A 15,754-nucleotide genomic window follows, 5' to 3' on the forward strand; every position below is an offset into this window, starting at 1 on the left:
CCGTGTCCGATCGAAGCGCGCTCCTCGCCGCAATCTGTGCCCACCCCGGCGATGACACTCCGCGACTCGTGTTCGCCGACTGGCTCGACGAGAACGAACCTGACGCGAAACGGAGCACCGCCGAGCCGTCGGCATGGGCCGCGCTCATACGCACCGAGTGCGAACTGGCGCGCCTTCGGGACGACGATTCCGCTGCGGCAAAAGTGTTCGACTACTGCGAGCGCATGGATCGTCTCGCAATCGATTGGGTGCGCTGGCCGCGCGCGCTCCCGGCGGTGGCGCGTCGCGCGGAGTTGTACCGCGCCGCCGAGCGCTTGCGGCCGCTTTCGGCAAAAGCTCGTACCAAAGGGCTACCGAAGTCGGGCGCGGCGGGAATCGTCTGGGACGAGGACACGGACCGTGGATTCCCGGCTCGGGTGACGGTGCGGAACTGGAAGAAGTTCGGCGCGGCGCTACCGGCCTTGGCCGCGGCGTGCCCGCGGGTGCGGGTCGACTTCGATTTCGATCTGGTGCCGACGGGGCACGAGGCCATAAAGGGCCTCGCGGCATGGTGCCGCGACCTGTCGGTGCATGTGAGCAAGCCCGAGCATGCGGACATGCTCGTCGCACTATCCGCGTCCCCACAGGCGGCAGGCGTGCGAAAGCTCTTTGTGAGCTCCAGAGACGAACACGGTACGCGGGCGCTGGCCGCGATCGCCGACTCGCCGCACTGGTCGGGGGTGAACGAGCTATCAATTCACTCCGCGGTCGAGTTGCCGGCCGACTTGCGGGACCGATTGTTCCGCGCGCCACACCTCCGCGGGTTACGGGCAGCATGCTTCAACGGGCGCGGAACCGCTCCGACTATTGAGGCGCTTTGCCCGCTACCGAGGTTGCGCGTCTTGGCGTTCTTTGATGGCGCGCTGGGTGACGGCGAGGCCGTGGAACTCGCAAACGCGCCCGGGCTTGCCGCTCTTCGCGAACTGCACATCGGAGATACGGGCATCGCCGACCGCGGGATCGGGGCGTTGCTCGCTTCGTTGGCGCTGTGTGGGTTGACTGTGCTGCACATCGAGTCGAAGGCCATCGAGTACCAGTCACTGGCACATTCGATGGCGCGCGGGTTGCGCATTGCAGCGTTCCCAAAGTGCCGACTCAACGCTGCGTCGCCCCTTGAGTTAGAGTGCTTTCGGGATCATCGTAGCGGGGTAAACGAGCCGCGCCCGGCCGATATCGTGTATTTTGATGCCGGCACCAATCTGGCACAGGAGGACTTTGGCGCACTACTGAAATGGTTCGGCGATCGGGCACCGGCGTGCTTCGTGCTTCGCGAATCCGAGCTCGGTGCAGAGGGCGCCCGTGCGCTGGCTACGTGGCCGGCTGCGGCGCACATTGATGTCCTTGATTTCTGGGGCGTGGAGATCAATGCGACCGGCGCACAAGCGCTGGCCAGTAGCCCGTACCTCGCTCAACTCCAATATTTCCGGGCCTCTCCAGTTGATGGAACCGCTCACGCAATCCTCGAGGCTGGGTTCCGCAATTGTTTCCACATCGGCGGCAGCCGGTTTCGCCTTTGATGCTGTGGCGTTTGTAAAACGAACCCGTACCTCCACCCGCTCCCACGCCAACCGGCCGCGTCCACACGTATGAAGCTGTCCTACTTGCGATCGCGTTCGCAGTGGCACACACATAGCTCCCGTGCCTCACACGAGCATCAGCTCGCGCTGCCGGGACGAGAGGAACTCGCACCCCGTGGCGGTGACCAGCACGTCCTCCTCCAAACCGACGATTCCGGCCCCGGTCGGCACGCCCAGTTCCAGAGTGAAGACGTTGCCCGCCTCGACCGCGGCTTCCACGTTGCGGCCGTAGCACGGCCAGCGCGGTCCCAGCATGGTGCCGCCGTCGTGGACCGCCCGGCCCAGGCCGTGCCCGAGCCCGTGCTTGAACTCCGCGTACCCGGCCCCCACCACGACCTCTCGGGCGGCGGCGTCCACCTCGAACCCACGCACCCCGGGGCGCAGAACCCCGGCCCCGGCGTCGATCGCGCGCACGACCGTGTCGAAGGCCCGTTGAACGTCGGCGGGCGGTCCCGGTTCGCCCGGGCGCCGGACGTACCACATCCGCTGGAGGTCCGAGCAGTAACCGTCAACGCGGACGCCCAGGTCGATGTGGACCAAGTGCCCCGGCTCGATGCGGACCGCGTCCGACGGGTACGTGTGGCCCAGATCAGAGACCGGGCCGCTGTTGACGATCGGGCACCCCTCGAGCGCCCAGGCCGGCGCCACGCCCAATTTAGCGAAGTGCGCGTGGACCAGCGCGGCCAACTCCCGCTCGCTCAGCCCCGGCCGAATTCGCGGAGTGAGCAGGCCGACGATCCGTTCGGTCACGGTCACGGCGCGGCGAATTCGGTCGACCTCGGCCGGCGACTTGCGCCCGCGCAACCGGGCCAGCAGCGGCGCGGCGCTGGTCAACCGGTCGAGGTACGGGGTGCCGCTCAGTAGTTGTTGGAGGAGCAGCCAGTGGCCGTGGGTCAGGCCGTCGGCCGTCACGTCGTCGGTGCTGTAGTTCAGCCCGATCGTCATCGGGCCGAGCCGCTGCAGCGCGGCCAAGAGCGGTCCACGAATGTCTTCGTCGTAGCCGACCACCTCCCGGAACACTCCCCTGGCGCGAATCGCCGACGTGTCGAAGTTGGCGACGATCGCGACGCGCGCGCCGCCGGCCGTAAAGAGAAAAGCGGAGTTCCGTACCACGCCCGCTCCGACAACCTGTTCGATACCCGGGTCGGGGTGCAGTTCCGTCTCGCGCGCGAAGGTCAGCCAGCAGTCCAGCCCGGTCTCGGCCAAGAGCGATTGGGCTTGGTCGGCTTTCTCGTGTAGCAGCATATCCCCTCCCCGCCGGTTCGATCTGGACCGAAAGTGGCCCCTCACTTTGCGGACAATGCTGCCGGTGATCGTAACAGCTCGACCTCGGCAGAATCCACCGCTGATGAGAACGGTCGCGAAATAGCGGCTGTTTGGCTATTTGGGTAGCGTAACGAATTCCGAGAAGCTGGGTCGGGAGCCGTCGTTCTTTCGCGCGTTCACGGGATCGGCCCACTCCGGACGGATCGCGAACTGGTGTGGCGGGATCGTGGGCGCTGAAATCCGCCCGAACCTGTGGCTCTTGCGCCACGAGCCCAATGCGTTCCGATTGCGCGGGTCAGAAAAACAAAATTGGATTCAAGGACCGGACGGGTGGCGCCGATAAGTAGGGCACGGCTCGCCGGGTGGTTGTCAGCGTGGGGGACGCGGACGCCACGCGGCGAGCAAAGTACACAGCGCACGGAGGCCGGACATGGTCCGCAAGCTCATCTTCCGCAAACTACTGCTGGCGTTGATCGCGGCCACCGCGCTGACGGCTAACAGCGGGTGCCTACTCAACCAGTACTCCAGCGACCCGAACATCCGGATGCAACAACTGTTGTATCAATCGGAAGACTTGCGCCAGATCCAGAACGAGTGGCGCCGGTTCTGGTTCAACGACCAGCCCAGCCACCTGACGCCCGAGCGCATCCACGGCGGTATCTACTAAGCCAGTTTTTGTAGCTTTCCGTGTCGCGTTTCCCGAAACACGAGCCCAACGGCTCGGTGTCTTCCGGGGAACACGACACGGGAACTCGAAACGGGGTTTACTGCCCGCCCGCGCCACCGCTCGGTAGCGCGTCCGGCCGCGCCGCGGTGCGCAGGCCGTCGCCGGTCACGCGCACGCCCAGCGTCGCGGGCTTACCGCTGTTCGCTACCTTCACCAGGACCACGTTCCAGCCCTGCTTCAGTTCGACCTCGAACGATTGCACGGGGGACGCGGTCGAGCCGTTGACCCACGCCCGCCACGGGTTCGTGCTGTCGAGGGCGACCACCGCCTTCTGCTTTTTCGGCGCGAACACGTAGGCCCGCACGTAAACGGCCGGGGTGTTCGTCGGCGCGAACGCGGCCCGCAGGTCCATTTTGCCGTTCGGCTCCGCCGCGAGGGGCTTCCACTTGTCGTCCGCGATGGTATCGATCGAGCTGCCCGTCATATCGGCCGGGAACGGTCCCGCGACAGTCGAATCGACCACCAGTCCGCGTAACGATTCCTGTTCGGCTTTGCTCTTCAGGAACGCGAGCAGGTCGATGAACTGATCGAACGTGATCTGCGACACCACGTTGTCCGGCATCAGCGAAATCTTGCTCGGTGCCAGCGCCTCGATTTCGTCCTTCGCGACCCGGTTGTCGCGCCCGTTGGCGTCGCGGATGATGACTTCCTTCGCGTCGTCCTTGACCTTCAGCCCCGTGTACACCTTGCTGTCGGTCGTCGTCAGCCGGTACGTTTGGAAGCCCTCCTTGATTTCCTTGCTCGGGTCGACGATCGATTCGAGCAACTTCTCAACGGTGTGCGTGTCCCACACGCGCGTCAGGTCCGGGCCGACCGCGCCACCCACGCCCTCGACCCGGTGGCACGTCGCGCACGCGAGCACTTTCGTGTTGAGGTAGAGTTCCTTCCCCTTCTTCGCGTCGCCCTTCGAGTTCACCAGAACGCGGATCTTATCCACTTGCCCCGGCTCCAGCGAAAGTAGCAGCCCGCCGCGGAGCACGTCCGCGCGGAGCTTGGCGAACGCGGGGTCGTCCGCGAACTTGTTGAGCGCATCATTCACCTGCGCGAAGAACTCGCGGGGCAACTTCTTCGCCACGAACCGCTCGCCGATCAGCTTCGCACCGGGCTTGGTCGCGGCCAGAACCGTGACGGCTTCCGTGAGCAGCGTCGGGTCGGGTTGATCCAGCAGCGGTTCCGCCGCGGTCCGTGCCGACGCGATGTCGAGCGCGGCGAGCGCCCGGAGCGCTTCCGCTTTCAGGAGCGCGGGGTGCTGGCCGCCGAGAACCGTCTTGATCGGGCCGACGGCGGCCCTGTCGCCGAGTACGCGGAGCGCCTTCACCGCTGCGACCCGCTCGACCTGCGTGCGGTTGGAATCGCCGACGAACTCGATCAGTTTCGGGGTCGCCTCCTTGATACGGGCCGATTCGATCGCGAGGATCGCGGAGAGGCGGGTCATTTCGTCCGGGCGGGAGAGCAAATCGAGCACGAGATTCACCGCACGGGGAGCAAGGGCAGCGCCACTCGCCGTGAACACATCAACTGCGGCGAGCAGCACGTTCGCCGGCTCGTTCGGGCGCTTCGTGAGGTAGTCCGCGAGCGGGTCGAGCGAAACGGGCGGGTCGAGGTGGTAGTTCGTGTACGACCGCACGAGGGCCTCGCGCTGGGCGGGTGTCACGTGCGGGTGCAGCATGATTTCGGGGATCGCGTCGGCCGCGGGCTTGGTCCGCATCCCGAGGAACACTTCGACCGCGAGGTCGGTGCCCTTGTCGCTGGTCTGCGCGAGCGTCAGCAGGGCGTCGATGCCGGGTTTGCCGAGGCGCTCGATCGCGCGGACGTAGGCGTCCTTCAGGTACACGTCGGCTTCGGCGTCCTGGCGCAGCGAGCTGACGAGCGTTTCCCCGGAGCCGTCGGCCCCGAGGCGCCCGAGCCCCAGCGCGGCCGCCCGGCGAACGGCCGGTTCGCGGTCCCCGAGCGCCTTCAGAATCGCCTCGTACACGCGCTGGTCTTTCGGCTTCGCGTTGTACGCGAGCCCGTCCACCGCGAGCCGGCGCACGTCGGCCGAATCGTCGTTCATCAGCAGGCGGAACAGGTCTTCGACTTCGGGCGACCAGTTGGCTTGCAGCACGCCGAGCGCCACGATCCGCGCGTCGCCGTCGAGTGCCCCGGAAACGAACTTCTTCAACACGAGGTCGCGCGCCTTCGGTCCGCGGCGCACGAGTTCCTTGCGGGCCTCGACGCGGTCGGTCAGGTCCGGGGCCGCGAGCGTTTTCAGCAAGTCCGCATCGGACTGCTTGCCGATCTTCGCCCACGAATCCATTCCCCGGCGCGCGAGTGCGGGCTTGTCCGACGTACCGGCCCAGGTGATCCGATAGATCCGGCCGTTGATGCCGTCGCCGGAGAGCTTGCCGGCGCCGCCGGAGTTGGTGCGCCAGTCGCAGACGTAGATGGCCCCGTCCGGCCCGGTAATCATCTGGCACGGGCGGAAGAGCGGGTCGTCGCTCTTCATGAACTCGAGCTCGTTGGTGATCTTGAACGTGCTCCCGTCCGGCGCGACCTTGTACGCGCGAACCAGCTTCCGGTACACGTCCGGGTAGTACATCAGCCCGCGGTATTGCTCGGGGATGCGCGTGTCGTGGTAGATGAGCATCCCGGCCGGCGACCCGCGCCCGGTCTTAATCATCGGCGGCACCTTGCCCGGCAACTCGCCCGCGACCGCGGTGCGAACGAAGTCCGTCTGGCAACACCGCGCGCCGATCCGGAGGCGCCAGCCGAAGTCCGAGCCCTCGGCCACGTGCATGATCCGGCAGCCCTGGAACTTGCTCCCGTCTTCCTGGTCGTTGTCGGTGTGGAACAGGTTGAATTTGTCGTCGTAGGCGATGTCGCGGTACGGGTTCCGGTAACCGATGGAGTAGGTCTCCACCTTCGACCCGTCGGGCCGGCACCGGAAAACCGCACCGGTACGGAGCACGGTCGCGCGGCTCCCGTCCGAGCCTTCTACGAAGTTGTCGTCGTCACCGCTCGTGAGGTAGAGCAGCCCGTCGTTCCCGATGGTGAGGCCAGACACCTGGTGGTGGTGGAACCCGCAGAACCCCTGCGCGATCGTTTCGCGCACGTCCCACGGGCCGTTCGGCTTCGACTGCTTCCACCGGCGCACGGTCCCGCGCCCGGTCACGTAGAGCCAGCCCTCGTGGTAGAGGATACTGGACGGCAGTTCTTCCGAGATGATGATCTGCGGCTTCTCGAACGTCCCGGTGCTCGGGGAGTATTTGAACATCTTGATGAGGTCGGTGGTGAACTTCTTCATCGTCGCGACCTGCTTGACGGTGCCGTCGCGGTAGCGGAAGGTTTCTTTCACCTCGAACCACTTGTCGCCGGTCACCGCGTCGGGGCGCCATTCCATCACGTACAGGTTGCCCTCGGGATCGAAGGTCATGCCGACGGGGTTGATCGCGTCCGGTGCATCAACAACGATTTCCGCTTTGAAGCCCTCGGGCAGATACGTGCCTTTGAGTTTCGGGTCGAATTGCCCCTGGTCGACCATCTTCACCGGAAACGGTTCCGGCTTCGCGGGTGATTGGTTGGGTGCGAACTCTGGTGGGGCCGGTGGGGGAGCCGCGGTCGCGTCTGGAGCGTGAGGCGTTAACCCCGCGAGAACGAGTACGAGTGACGCAAGGGAGAGTGTGCGCATGGCAGGAAGGTCTCCGCGAAAAGAAGCGCGAGAGAAAGCAGGTGGGATGGGTAAAGATTACTGCGCGAAGAGGCAAACGAGGAAGGCTAATCTGTGCGAACGTGAGCCGCGCGCGGAAGGTTGGGGTGATTGAGCGGATTATCACGGGCCGATGTGGAGGGCCGAACGGCGCGCCACGGCCCCGCGCCCGCCTCAAGTGGTGGGCCGAGGCGGGGCTGAACGCAATCACTCACAACAGTTTGGCGAGCACCACGGCGATTACAATCGCGACACCGATGATGGCACCGGCGCCGAGAACGGCCCACGGCGATTTCTTCACCGGCGGTTCAGTGGCTTGTGAGCTCGCTTCGCCACCGAACGGATTGACCGGGAGGAACAGCCCCGGGCGCGAAGCCGGGGGCGCTTGCGCCTCGGCCGCATCAGGACGCGCGGGTGCTGAAGGGAGCGGGGCCATGACGGGGCGCGAACCGGGCTTGGCGAGCGGGTTCACCGGAGGGAGGCGCGGGCCGGTCCCCCACGGCGACGCGCTCGGCGCACCGAACGGGTTCAGGGCCGGAGGGGTCATCACCGCGGTCGCCCCTTTAGCCTGAATGCCCGACGGCGCGTTCAGCGTTGCGGCCGTGTTGAGCGGCGTTTCAACGACCGCTTCGCACTCTTCTTCGTGGGCCACTCCGTCCATCGCGGCCGGGCTGAGTACCGGCATCTCGTCGGCCGCCGGGAGCGGCACCACGGCCGACGCGAACGCTTCCAGTTCGGCGACGATCTGGGCCGGCGTCTGGTACCGCGCTTTCGGGTCTTTCGCCATCATCTTCCCGACGATGACGGCCAACCCCTCGGGCACTTCCGGCCGGATCTGCCGGATCGGGGTCGGCTCCTTCGTTCGGTGCCAGAGCAACTTCTGCGACACCGTGCCCGTAGGGAACGGCGGGTGCCCGGCGAGCAGGAAATAGAACGTCGCTCCGAGCCCGTAGATGTCCGCCCGGATGTCCACCGAGTGGCTGTTCGCGACCTGTTCCGGGGCCACGTAGTCGGCGGTGCCGAGTACGATCTTGTCGTCGTACTTGATGGTGAGCTGGTCCGTGTGGTCGTTCAGGAACCGGGCCAGTCCCATGTCCAGAATGCGCGCCACGCCCTTGCGGTCGATGAGGATGTTGCCCGGCTTGATGTCGCGGTGAATGAGCTTGTTGCGGAAGGCGTATTCGAGCCCCCCGGCGACCTGGCGCACGTAGCTCACCGCGCGCCGGAGGTCCATCGGGCCGAACTTCTTCACCACGTCGAGCAGGTTCGGCCCGTCGACGTAGTCCATCACGATGAAGTGGAGGTTGCCGTCCTGGTCGATGTCGTGCGTGCGGATGATGTTCGGGTGGTCGAGGCTCCCGGCGGCGCGGGCCTCGCGGTAGAACCGGCCCAGCGCGGCGGGCTGCTCGGCCTTCGCGGGCGGCAGCACCTTCACCGCGACCCGGCGGCGCATGAACATGTGCTCGCAGAGGAACACCTGCCCCATGCCGCCCACGCCGACGCGCTCCAACAGCTTGAATTTCCCGATCGTGAACCCGCGCCACTTCCCGAGCAGGAACTGTTCGGACTGGAAGTAGGTCAGGATGCCGTCCTGAACGAGTTCGTCCGCGAGCTCGCGCGGGTCCGCCGACACCCCGCGGGTCAGGTTCCGCCGCTGGAGGTACATGGAGAGCTTCGCCTCGTCCACCATACCGCTCTTGCGGATCAGTTGCAGGAGCTCTTCAACCGAGGAGGGTACGGACATCGCTCACCGTGCGTGCGGGGACACCGCCGCCCGGAATTCCGTTCGGGCGGGGACGTGATTTCCGCCCAACGTTAGAACAGTTTCAGGCGGGACGCAAACTCCACAGTTCGGAGCGTGGAGTACGGAACGCGGACCCGGTTTTTGCCTTCACTCCACGTTCCGCACGCCGCACGCCACGCTGGTCAGGCGCGCGATCCGAAGTACCCGGCGACGGCCGCGATGATGATGCCCTCCCAGATTTTCAGTGCTTCCAGGTTCTTCTCCGCCATGTTCGGGAGCACGAGGAACTGGAGGATCGTTTCCACGCACAGCAAGAGTATCGCGACCATCCCCACCCAGGCGCGGATCGTGAGGAACAGGTTGTGGTTCCGCCCGATCACGAACCGGAGGAACAGCCCGAACCCGAACCCGCCCGCCAGACAGCCCAAGAGCACCGGCCACTGCGCGATCTCCGCCGCACCGGGGGTGAGCCGGGCCGCGGTCACGTGCGTGTCGGTCCAGATCGCGAACCCGACCACTGCCGCGCTACCGCCCACGAAGATCACGCGCATCAGCCACGGGAGCACGGCCGAGGTCCGCGAGTCCGTTCCCGGGTGCGACGCGAAGGCCAAAAACACCAGCGTGAGTAGGAAGAAGTGCCCCAGCGGGACCGTGACGACGGAGCCGGCCGGGTGCAGCAGCACGATCCAGAAAAACGAGCAGATCAGTACCGATAAGATGCCGCGGACCGAACCCGACGGGAGGCCGAACGTCGGGTACTCGTGCGGCGGAGCGAGAGCGGGCGCAGCGGCCATGATTGACTCCTGGCGACCGTTAGCGGGTCGCGGTGGGACGACTACTCAGTCATTCGGGCGCGGGTATCGAACCTTTCCAATCTCAGAGTTCCGGTCGGCGCGTTCGAGCACCCCGCGTGGGCCTTCGGGCCGGGGCGCGTGCGTTTCGACCCGGAACTCGGAACTTGGAACTACCCATTGTAGCGGACTTGACGGCCGGAGCCGGTGCCGTAGCATGATAGTCTTCCGGCGCCGATGAAGCGTCGCGTACTCTGTTTTTGTCACCCCGGCCCGGGCCGGAAGCGGATTGTAAACGATGTCCACAACTCTCGCGAACGCGGCGACCGTCCAACAGAACTGGGTCGTCATCGACGCCACCGATCTCGTCGTCGGCCGCCTCGCGGTCACGATCGCGAACGTCCTGCGCGGCAAGCACAAGGTGACCTACACCCCGCACTGCGACACCGGCGACTTCGTCGTCGTGGTGAACGCCGAGAAGGTGCAGTTCACCGGCAAGAAGTGGGACCAGAAGGAATACCAGGACTACTCGCACTACGCGGGCGGTCAGAAGATCACCTCGGCGAAAGAGATGCTCGCCCGGAAGCCGGAAGAGATCATCCGCCGCGCCGTGAAGCGCATGATGCCGCGCGGCCCGCTCGGGTACAAGCAGCTCGGCAAGCTGAAGGTGTACGTCGGCAACCAGCACCCGCACCAGGCCCAACAACCGCAAGAACTCAAAATCAAGTGATTTCGGCGGGCGCGGGTGAACAACCCGGCCCGGTTCCGACCTCCACGATACTCCACCGGCATCGTTCAAGGACTCACCGACAATGGCCGAGAAGAAGCCCGCGAAAGCCGCAAAGGTCCACCGCACCTACTACATCGCCACCGGTCGGCGCAAGACCGCCGTGGCCCGGGTCCGGGTCACCGAGGGCAAGGGCCAGGTGCTCATCAACGGCAAGCCGTTCGACCAATACTTCAACGAGGACAAGGACCGCGCCGCGGTCCTCGGCCCGTTGAAGATCACCGACCAACTGAGCCGGGTCGACGTGTTCGTGAGCGCCAAGGGCGGCGGCATCACCGGCCAGGCCGGGGCCGTGTCGCAGGGCCTCGCCCGCGCGATGAAGACCATGTTCAGCCCCGCGGACGAACAAAAGGCGAAGGTCTTCGGTACGACGACCGTCATCAAGACCCTCCGCGACGAGAAGAAAGAGCAAGCCAAGGCCAAGGCCATCGCGCCGAAGCCGGCCGCTCCCGTTGCCGCGGCTCCCGCCGAGGGCGCGCCGCTCACGCCGCTCATCCCGACCACCACGCCGGCCGCTCCCGCGTCCCCGGCCGATGTCGCCGGTGGCATGGTGAAGAAGCTTCGCGACTCGGGCTACCTCACCCGCGACGCCCGCATGAAGGAACGTAAGAAGTACGGTCTCCGCGGCGCCCGCCGTGGGACGCAGTTCTCGAAGCGGTAACGCACTCTCACGAGTGGCCGCTGACGGGTATTCGGCGAACGGCCGGCGTGAGCCGGCTGGTGAGAGACCGGCGCAACAAACTGCGCCAAGTTCTTACCAGCCTTCTCGTGCCGGCTGTTGGCGTTACGGGAGCAAGAACCAGCCGGCTCACGCCGGCCGCCAAGACACACGACTTCGTACTAGTCCACCAGTCGTGCCCCGCCCCAATTCACGTCCGCTTGCACGTCACCGGCCGGCCCGAAGTCGATCACCAGCGTGAGTTCCTTCGCGCCGCGGACGTCCATCTTCAGCGGAATCGCATTTCCGGCCGCGAGCACCTTCAGTTCGGGAAGCGGAACCTCTTTGCCATCGACGCGAATGCGCACGTCCGCGCGCCCGCGTTGACCCGTTGCGGCATCGAGCCCGACGATCGCCTCGAAGCGGTTGTACTTTCCCGCGAGATCGTAGGTGAGCACCGTCTTCGGGTGTGTGCCGAGCCCCTTATCAAACGTGTCCTCGCCGTCGTCCGACAGGAGGCGCAGTGGGTGGCCGCGAACGGTGCGATCCGCGGTCCACGCCCAGCCGTCGCCGAGGAAGCCGACCGTCTCCGCCTTCTTCGGCTTCAAATCCGAGAGGTACACCGCCGAGCCTTGAAACACATCGAGCGCGACTAACTTTGCGAGCGGCACTTCGATCGCCGGGCCGCAGAGCGCTTTGCAAACGAGCGCGTTGTCCTTCAACGTGACGTCGTTCACACTCAGTCGCGTGCCGTCCGAGAGCACGAGGTGCGCATACGGTCCCTTCGGCTTGCGCGGGCGGACGAAGCGCGGGTTGAAGCCGATGGCCGCGAGATCGGTCCGTAGTACGTCACGCGCGGTTCCGCCGTCCGGGGTGAATTTCACGCCCGTTTCGGTAAACCCGGTGAGCGTGCCGCGTGCGGCGTCACCGTTGCGGTAGAGCAGTACGTCGCGCGTCGGCGTGCCGGCCAGCCAAGTGTATTTGGCCGGATCGGGCGGCGTATCGGCCGGCGGGGGTTTCAGCCACACGGCCGCGACCGCGTCGAGCGCGATCGACCACCCCTCGTCGCTGGTCGCGTGGGTAAAGCGCAGGGCCTTCGCGTCGCCGCCGGTCACCTTTCCGGGCACGCGATCCCCGGCCGCGGTGACGATGTGTGCTCCCGTTGGTAACGGCGGAAGAACCGCACCGGGCTTCCGCAGAGCGACCAATCCCTGCACGGTCTGCGCCCCGTCGGGGGTCGCGACCTGCGCGCCGAGCGCGAGCGACACCGCCGTGAGCTTCCCGGTTGGTGTGCTATCGCCGCTCCCGACGACCGTGAACGCGGGCGGTCCCGGCGGCGCGGAGAGCGTGAGAACGAGAACGAGTGGCAACATCATCGACTCCGAAGCAAACTTCCCATTGGGTCAGCCGCCCAATGAGTAAGTTACGGCGTCACGGCCCCGATGGTGGTCTTTGAATGTTGCATTAGGGGTTCCGCGCCGGAAGGTATCGTTCTTCGCCCCGGAGGGCCGGCGTTCGTAGCACCGGGCGGAAGCCCTGTGCGCTCTTGCTTACCAGCCGCACTAACATTCGCTAACATTTTCGGCCCGCGGGGAGATTTCTGGGTGCCGCACCGGGTGAAACACGCAACAACTGCTGGGATTTCAGGGTTTTGACACAGTTATTCTCCCGGTCATCACCATGCTGCGGGCTAACTCTGGCTAACAATTGGCTCACCTCCGCCCGCTCTGGCTAACACGTCATCCCGACCATTCCCGCCCGAAGGGGTCCGTGTTGCGTGCCGCGTCCCTGATCCACGCGCAATTATACGGAAGTGGACATTTGGATAAAAACAGACTTGGAACAGTGCTACTTATTTTCGTTATAGCACGGGCCTGTGCAGCACACCTGTACGCACAAAAACCGGCACATTTCGACGTTACGACGCAAATCTTGTTTTATAGTTTCGATAAGAGCATGGGGAAGACTCGCTCCCCAAAATACGTGAAAAGTACGACCCGAGTGCCGCGCTCCGTACCGGATCGCGAACCCGACCCCGGTAAAGAAGTCGTCCGCCTGTTTGTTCAGCCCCACGCCGAACCGGGCGTCGAGCAGGAAGTTGGGCGTGACTTGGTACAGCAGCCCACCGTTGTAGTAGAACTGCGGGCCGACCTGTGCCGGGGCCGCCCCGGACGGGGCGATCGCGTAGCACTCGGGGTACGCGCCGAGCCGCGACGTCACCGTGTACCCGACGGAAAGCGACTGGGCGAGCGGGAGGTAGCCGCGCGCGGTCGGTTCACCGGTATCTGCTTCCTGACCCATACGACTGCTCGATTCGGGAGCCGACGCATTCCGCGATCCGGCACCGGGTTGCCACATGCCTAGGATGACTTGCACATGCCCCAGCCCCTCCTCGCCTTCCTCATGAAGTTTCGCATTGGCCCCCGGCTGATTGCCGGGTTCCTCCTCGTCGCCTGCGGGTGCGCGTTCCTCGGGTACACAGCCCTCGGCGCGCTCAGCGAAATCCGGGTGTTCCAGGTGAACGCCGGCACCAACCTCGTGCCCTCGGCTCTCAACCTCGACAAGTTCCGAGCCGGAGCGCTCCGGGTACAGCGAGGGGAACGCACGCTGATTGTTGTCGCGAAGCGGAATGATGAGAAACTGGTCCAAGCCACCCGGGGTAACATTGACGCCGGGTGGAAGATGCTCGCAGAAGGCATGAAGGGATACGGCTCCCTCCCGATGAGCGATAAGGAGGCGGCACTCTGGAAGGAGCTCCAAAGTGCCCTCACTGATTGGAAGCGCGATCACGAAGAGATCGTCAGCCTCGTGGACCGGCGCGAGTATGAAAAGGCGGAGGATGCGTCCCTCCGTGAGCTAAAAACGGCCAACCGAATGAACGACTCCCTCCAAGAAGCCCTTGCTTTACAGGAAGAGATAGCGAAAGATGAGGACAAGCAGGCCAACAGTTCGTACACGTCGGCGCGGTCCACCCTCTTCGCGACCATCGCTGGGTGCGTCCTCGCCGCCATCGGGCTCGGGCTGGCCATTTCGGTGTCGGTGACCGGCCCGCTCGGGCAGACGGTAGCCGTCCTCGAGGGCGTGGCCAAGGGCGATCTCACTAAACGGGCTGAAGTGAACTCGCAAGACGAGGTCGGGCGCATGGCAGTGGCCCTGAACACCGCGATCGGCTCGCTCGTGGCTGCCAAAGAAGTCGAGCGGGTCCAGGTCGAGAAGGAGCGCGAACGGGCCGAGAAGGAAGCCGCGACCAAGCGCGAGCAGGCCGAGCGGGAGGCCAAGATCAAGCAAGAGCAGGCCGACCGCGACGCGGCCCTGGCCGCGGAACTGCGACAAAAGGTCGATACGATCGTGATGACGGTCGACGCGATGGCGGCGGGGGACTTCACCCAACAGGTGCCGGACCTGGGAACCGACGCCGTCGGCCAGATGGCGGTGACGCTGAACAAGGCGATCGTCTCGGTGCGTGCCGCACTCGAGGGCGTGCGTGAAGTGTCCGAGCAACTGGCGGATGCGTCGGGTCAACTGTCCAGTGCGAGCGACGAGATCTCGACGGGCGCTCAGGAACAAGCGAGTAGCCTCGAAGAAACGGCGAGCACGCTCGAAGAGATCACGGCGACGGTGAAGCAGAACGCGGACAGCGCGCAACAGGCGCGCCAGTTGGCTAGCAGCTCCAAAGAGGTGGCCGAAAAGGGCGGGGCCGTGGTGGGAAACGCGGTCGAGGCGATGGGCGAGATCAACCAGTCGTCCAAAAAGATTTCGGACATCATTACGACCATCGACGAGATCGCGTTCCAGACGAACCTGCTGGCCCTCAACGCGGCCGTGGAAGCGGCCCGTGCGGGCGAGCAGGGGCGCGGGTTCGCCGTCGTCGCGTCCGAGGTTCGCAACCTCGCGCAACGCTCCGCGACGGCGGCCAAGGAGATCAAGTCCCTGATCGAGGACTCGGTCAAGAAGGTGGACGCCGGGACCGAGCTCGTGAACCGGTCCGGGGTCACGCTCGGCGAGATCGTGACGAGCGTGAAGCGCGTGACGGACCTGATTACGGAGATCGCGGCCGCGGGCAAGGAGCAGTCCACGGGCATCGAGCAGGTCAACAAGGCGGTCTCCCAAATGGACACCGTGACCCAAAAGAACGCTTCGCAGACCGAGGAGATGTCGGCCACGGCTCAGACCCTCACGGACCAAGCCGGCCAACTCCGCGACCTCGTCTCCCGGTTCAAGCTGAGCGACAGCGGACGCATGGCCCCGCGCCCCGCGCCCAAGGCTTCCCGGGGCAAACCGAGCAGCAAGCCCCGGCCCGCGGTCGCCCGCGCGCTGAGCAAGACGCACGACCTGGACCGCATGGGGAGCGGCGGGGACGGCGGATTTACCGAGTTCTAATGTCCGCCCCATCGTGTATCATACGGTGGGCGCTTGGAACTTCGGGAGCAGGGGAAGCACCCGCCCCGACACCGTGTTGTGACACGAGCGCCGGCGCCAA

At 65.6% G+C, this 15,754-nt stretch carries 10 protein-coding genes and 2 pseudogenes; 6 read left to right on the forward strand and 6 right to left on the reverse strand.

Annotated features, from left to right (window positions below; genetic code table 11):
• Nucleotides 1-2: 2 nt before the first annotated feature.
• A complete protein-coding gene (locus tag J8F10_RS15480) occupies nucleotides 3-1,556 on the forward strand; it encodes a TIGR02996 domain-containing protein (RefSeq protein ID WP_210655017.1) in 1,554 nt (517 codons plus the stop codon).
• A 126-nt stretch (nucleotides 1,557-1,682) separates the two neighbouring features.
• Here the strand turns inward: J8F10_RS15480 and J8F10_RS15485 are convergent, their stop codons facing one another.
• Complete coding sequence (locus J8F10_RS15485; protein WP_210655019.1) at nucleotides 1,683-2,861, reverse strand: M24 family metallopeptidase; 1,179 nt, start codon at nucleotides 2,859-2,861, stop codon at nucleotides 1,683-1,685.
• Between the two features lie 451 nt (nucleotides 2,862-3,312).
• On the opposite strand from J8F10_RS15485, the gene J8F10_RS15490 reads away from it, so the two are divergent.
• The gene (locus J8F10_RS15490) at nucleotides 3,313-3,549 is read left to right on the forward strand and encodes a hypothetical protein (RefSeq protein ID WP_210655021.1); all 237 of its coding nucleotides are present in this window, start codon (nucleotides 3,313-3,315) and stop codon (nucleotides 3,547-3,549) included.
• Between the two features lie 97 nt (nucleotides 3,550-3,646).
• Here the strand turns inward: J8F10_RS15490 and J8F10_RS15495 are convergent, their stop codons facing one another.
• The 3 genes from J8F10_RS15495 to J8F10_RS15505 all read right to left on the reverse strand — a co-directional run bounded on the left by J8F10_RS15495 (nucleotide 3,647) and on the right by J8F10_RS15505 (nucleotide 9,832).
• On the reverse strand, nucleotides 3,647-7,276 hold the full coding sequence (locus J8F10_RS15495) for a PVC-type heme-binding CxxCH protein (RefSeq protein ID WP_210655023.1): 3,630 nt from the start codon (nucleotides 7,274-7,276) through the stop codon (nucleotides 3,647-3,649).
• 229 nt (nucleotides 7,277-7,505) lie between these two features.
• The gene (locus J8F10_RS15500; protein ID WP_210655025.1) at nucleotides 7,506-9,038 is read right to left on the reverse strand and encodes a serine/threonine protein kinase; all 1,533 of its coding nucleotides are present in this window, start codon (nucleotides 9,036-9,038) and stop codon (nucleotides 7,506-7,508) included.
• A 182-nt stretch (nucleotides 9,039-9,220) separates the two neighbouring features.
• Nucleotides 9,221-9,832 carry a hypothetical protein gene (locus J8F10_RS15505; RefSeq protein ID WP_210655028.1) on the reverse strand — a complete coding sequence of 204 codons (612 nt, stop codon included), beginning with the start codon at nucleotides 9,830-9,832 and terminating at the stop codon, nucleotides 9,221-9,223.
• A 295-nt stretch (nucleotides 9,833-10,127) separates the two neighbouring features.
• Here J8F10_RS15505 and rplM point away from each other — a divergent pair, with 295 nt between their 5' ends.
• From rplM to rpsI (J8F10_RS38940), 3 genes and pseudogenes are all read left to right on the forward strand, one after another.
• Nucleotides 10,128-10,559 carry a 50S ribosomal protein L13 gene (gene rplM / locus J8F10_RS15510; protein WP_210655030.1) on the forward strand — a complete coding sequence of 144 codons (432 nt, stop codon included), beginning with the start codon at nucleotides 10,128-10,130 and terminating at the stop codon, nucleotides 10,557-10,559.
• Between the two features lie 82 nt (nucleotides 10,560-10,641).
• Nucleotides 10,642-10,968, forward strand: a pseudogene (rpsI, locus tag J8F10_RS38935) (30S ribosomal protein S9); the annotation flags it as partial.
• Nucleotides 10,969-11,175: 207 nt separating this feature from the next.
• Nucleotides 11,176-11,277 (forward strand): annotated as a pseudogene (gene rpsI, locus J8F10_RS38940) (30S ribosomal protein S9); the annotation flags it as partial.
• A gap of 179 nt (nucleotides 11,278-11,456) precedes the next feature.
• On the opposite strand, the gene J8F10_RS15520 reads toward rpsI (J8F10_RS38940), so the two are convergent.
• Together J8F10_RS15520 and J8F10_RS15525 are read right to left on the reverse strand one after the other, a co-directional pair.
• Nucleotides 11,457-12,650 carry an NPCBM/NEW2 domain-containing protein gene (locus tag J8F10_RS15520; protein WP_210655034.1) on the reverse strand — a complete coding sequence of 398 codons (1,194 nt, stop codon included), beginning with the start codon at nucleotides 12,648-12,650 and terminating at the stop codon, nucleotides 11,457-11,459.
• A 472-nt stretch (nucleotides 12,651-13,122) separates the two neighbouring features.
• On the reverse strand, nucleotides 13,123-13,575 hold the full coding sequence (locus J8F10_RS15525) for a transporter (protein ID WP_210655036.1): 453 nt from the start codon (nucleotides 13,573-13,575) through the stop codon (nucleotides 13,123-13,125).
• Between the two features lie 75 nt (nucleotides 13,576-13,650).
• Between J8F10_RS15525 and J8F10_RS15530 the strand changes: the two genes are divergently transcribed.
• Nucleotides 13,651-15,654, forward strand: a complete 2,004-nt coding sequence (locus J8F10_RS15530; protein ID WP_210655038.1) for a methyl-accepting chemotaxis protein — start codon at nucleotides 13,651-13,653, stop codon at nucleotides 15,652-15,654.
• Nucleotides 15,655-15,754 lie beyond the last annotated feature (100 nt).

The sequence above is a fragment of the Gemmata palustris genome (genome assembly GCF_017939745.1).
Classification (GTDB): Bacteria; Planctomycetota; Planctomycetia; order Gemmatales; family Gemmataceae; genus Gemmata; species Gemmata palustris.

Coding starts and splice junctions, on each gene's coding strand:
- J8F10_RS15485 (WP_210655019.1), bottom strand. CDS start 2,861: ATGCTGCTACACGAGAAAGCCGACCAAGCCCAATCGCTCTTGGCCGAG.
- J8F10_RS15490 (WP_210655021.1), top strand. CDS start 3,313: ATGGTCCGCAAGCTCATCTTCCGCAAACTACTGCTGGCGTTGATCGCG.
- J8F10_RS15495 (WP_210655023.1), bottom strand. CDS start 7,276: ATGCGCACACTCTCCCTTGCGTCACTCGTACTCGTTCTCGCGGGGTTA.
- J8F10_RS15500 (WP_210655025.1), bottom strand. CDS start 9,038: ATGTCCGTACCCTCCTCGGTTGAAGAGCTCCTGCAACTGATCCGCAAG.
- J8F10_RS15505 (WP_210655028.1), bottom strand. CDS start 9,832: ATGGCCGCTGCGCCCGCTCTCGCTCCGCCGCACGAGTACCCGACGTTC.
- rplM (WP_210655030.1), top strand. CDS start 10,128: ATGTCCACAACTCTCGCGAACGCGGCGACCGTCCAACAGAACTGGGTC.
- J8F10_RS15520 (WP_210655034.1), bottom strand. CDS start 12,650: ATGATGTTGCCACTCGTTCTCGTTCTCACGCTCTCCGCGCCGCCGGGA.
- J8F10_RS15525 (WP_210655036.1), bottom strand. CDS start 13,575: ATGGGTCAGGAAGCAGATACCGGTGAACCGACCGCGCGCGGCTACCTC.
- J8F10_RS15530 (WP_210655038.1), top strand. CDS start 13,651: ATGCCCCAGCCCCTCCTCGCCTTCCTCATGAAGTTTCGCATTGGCCCC.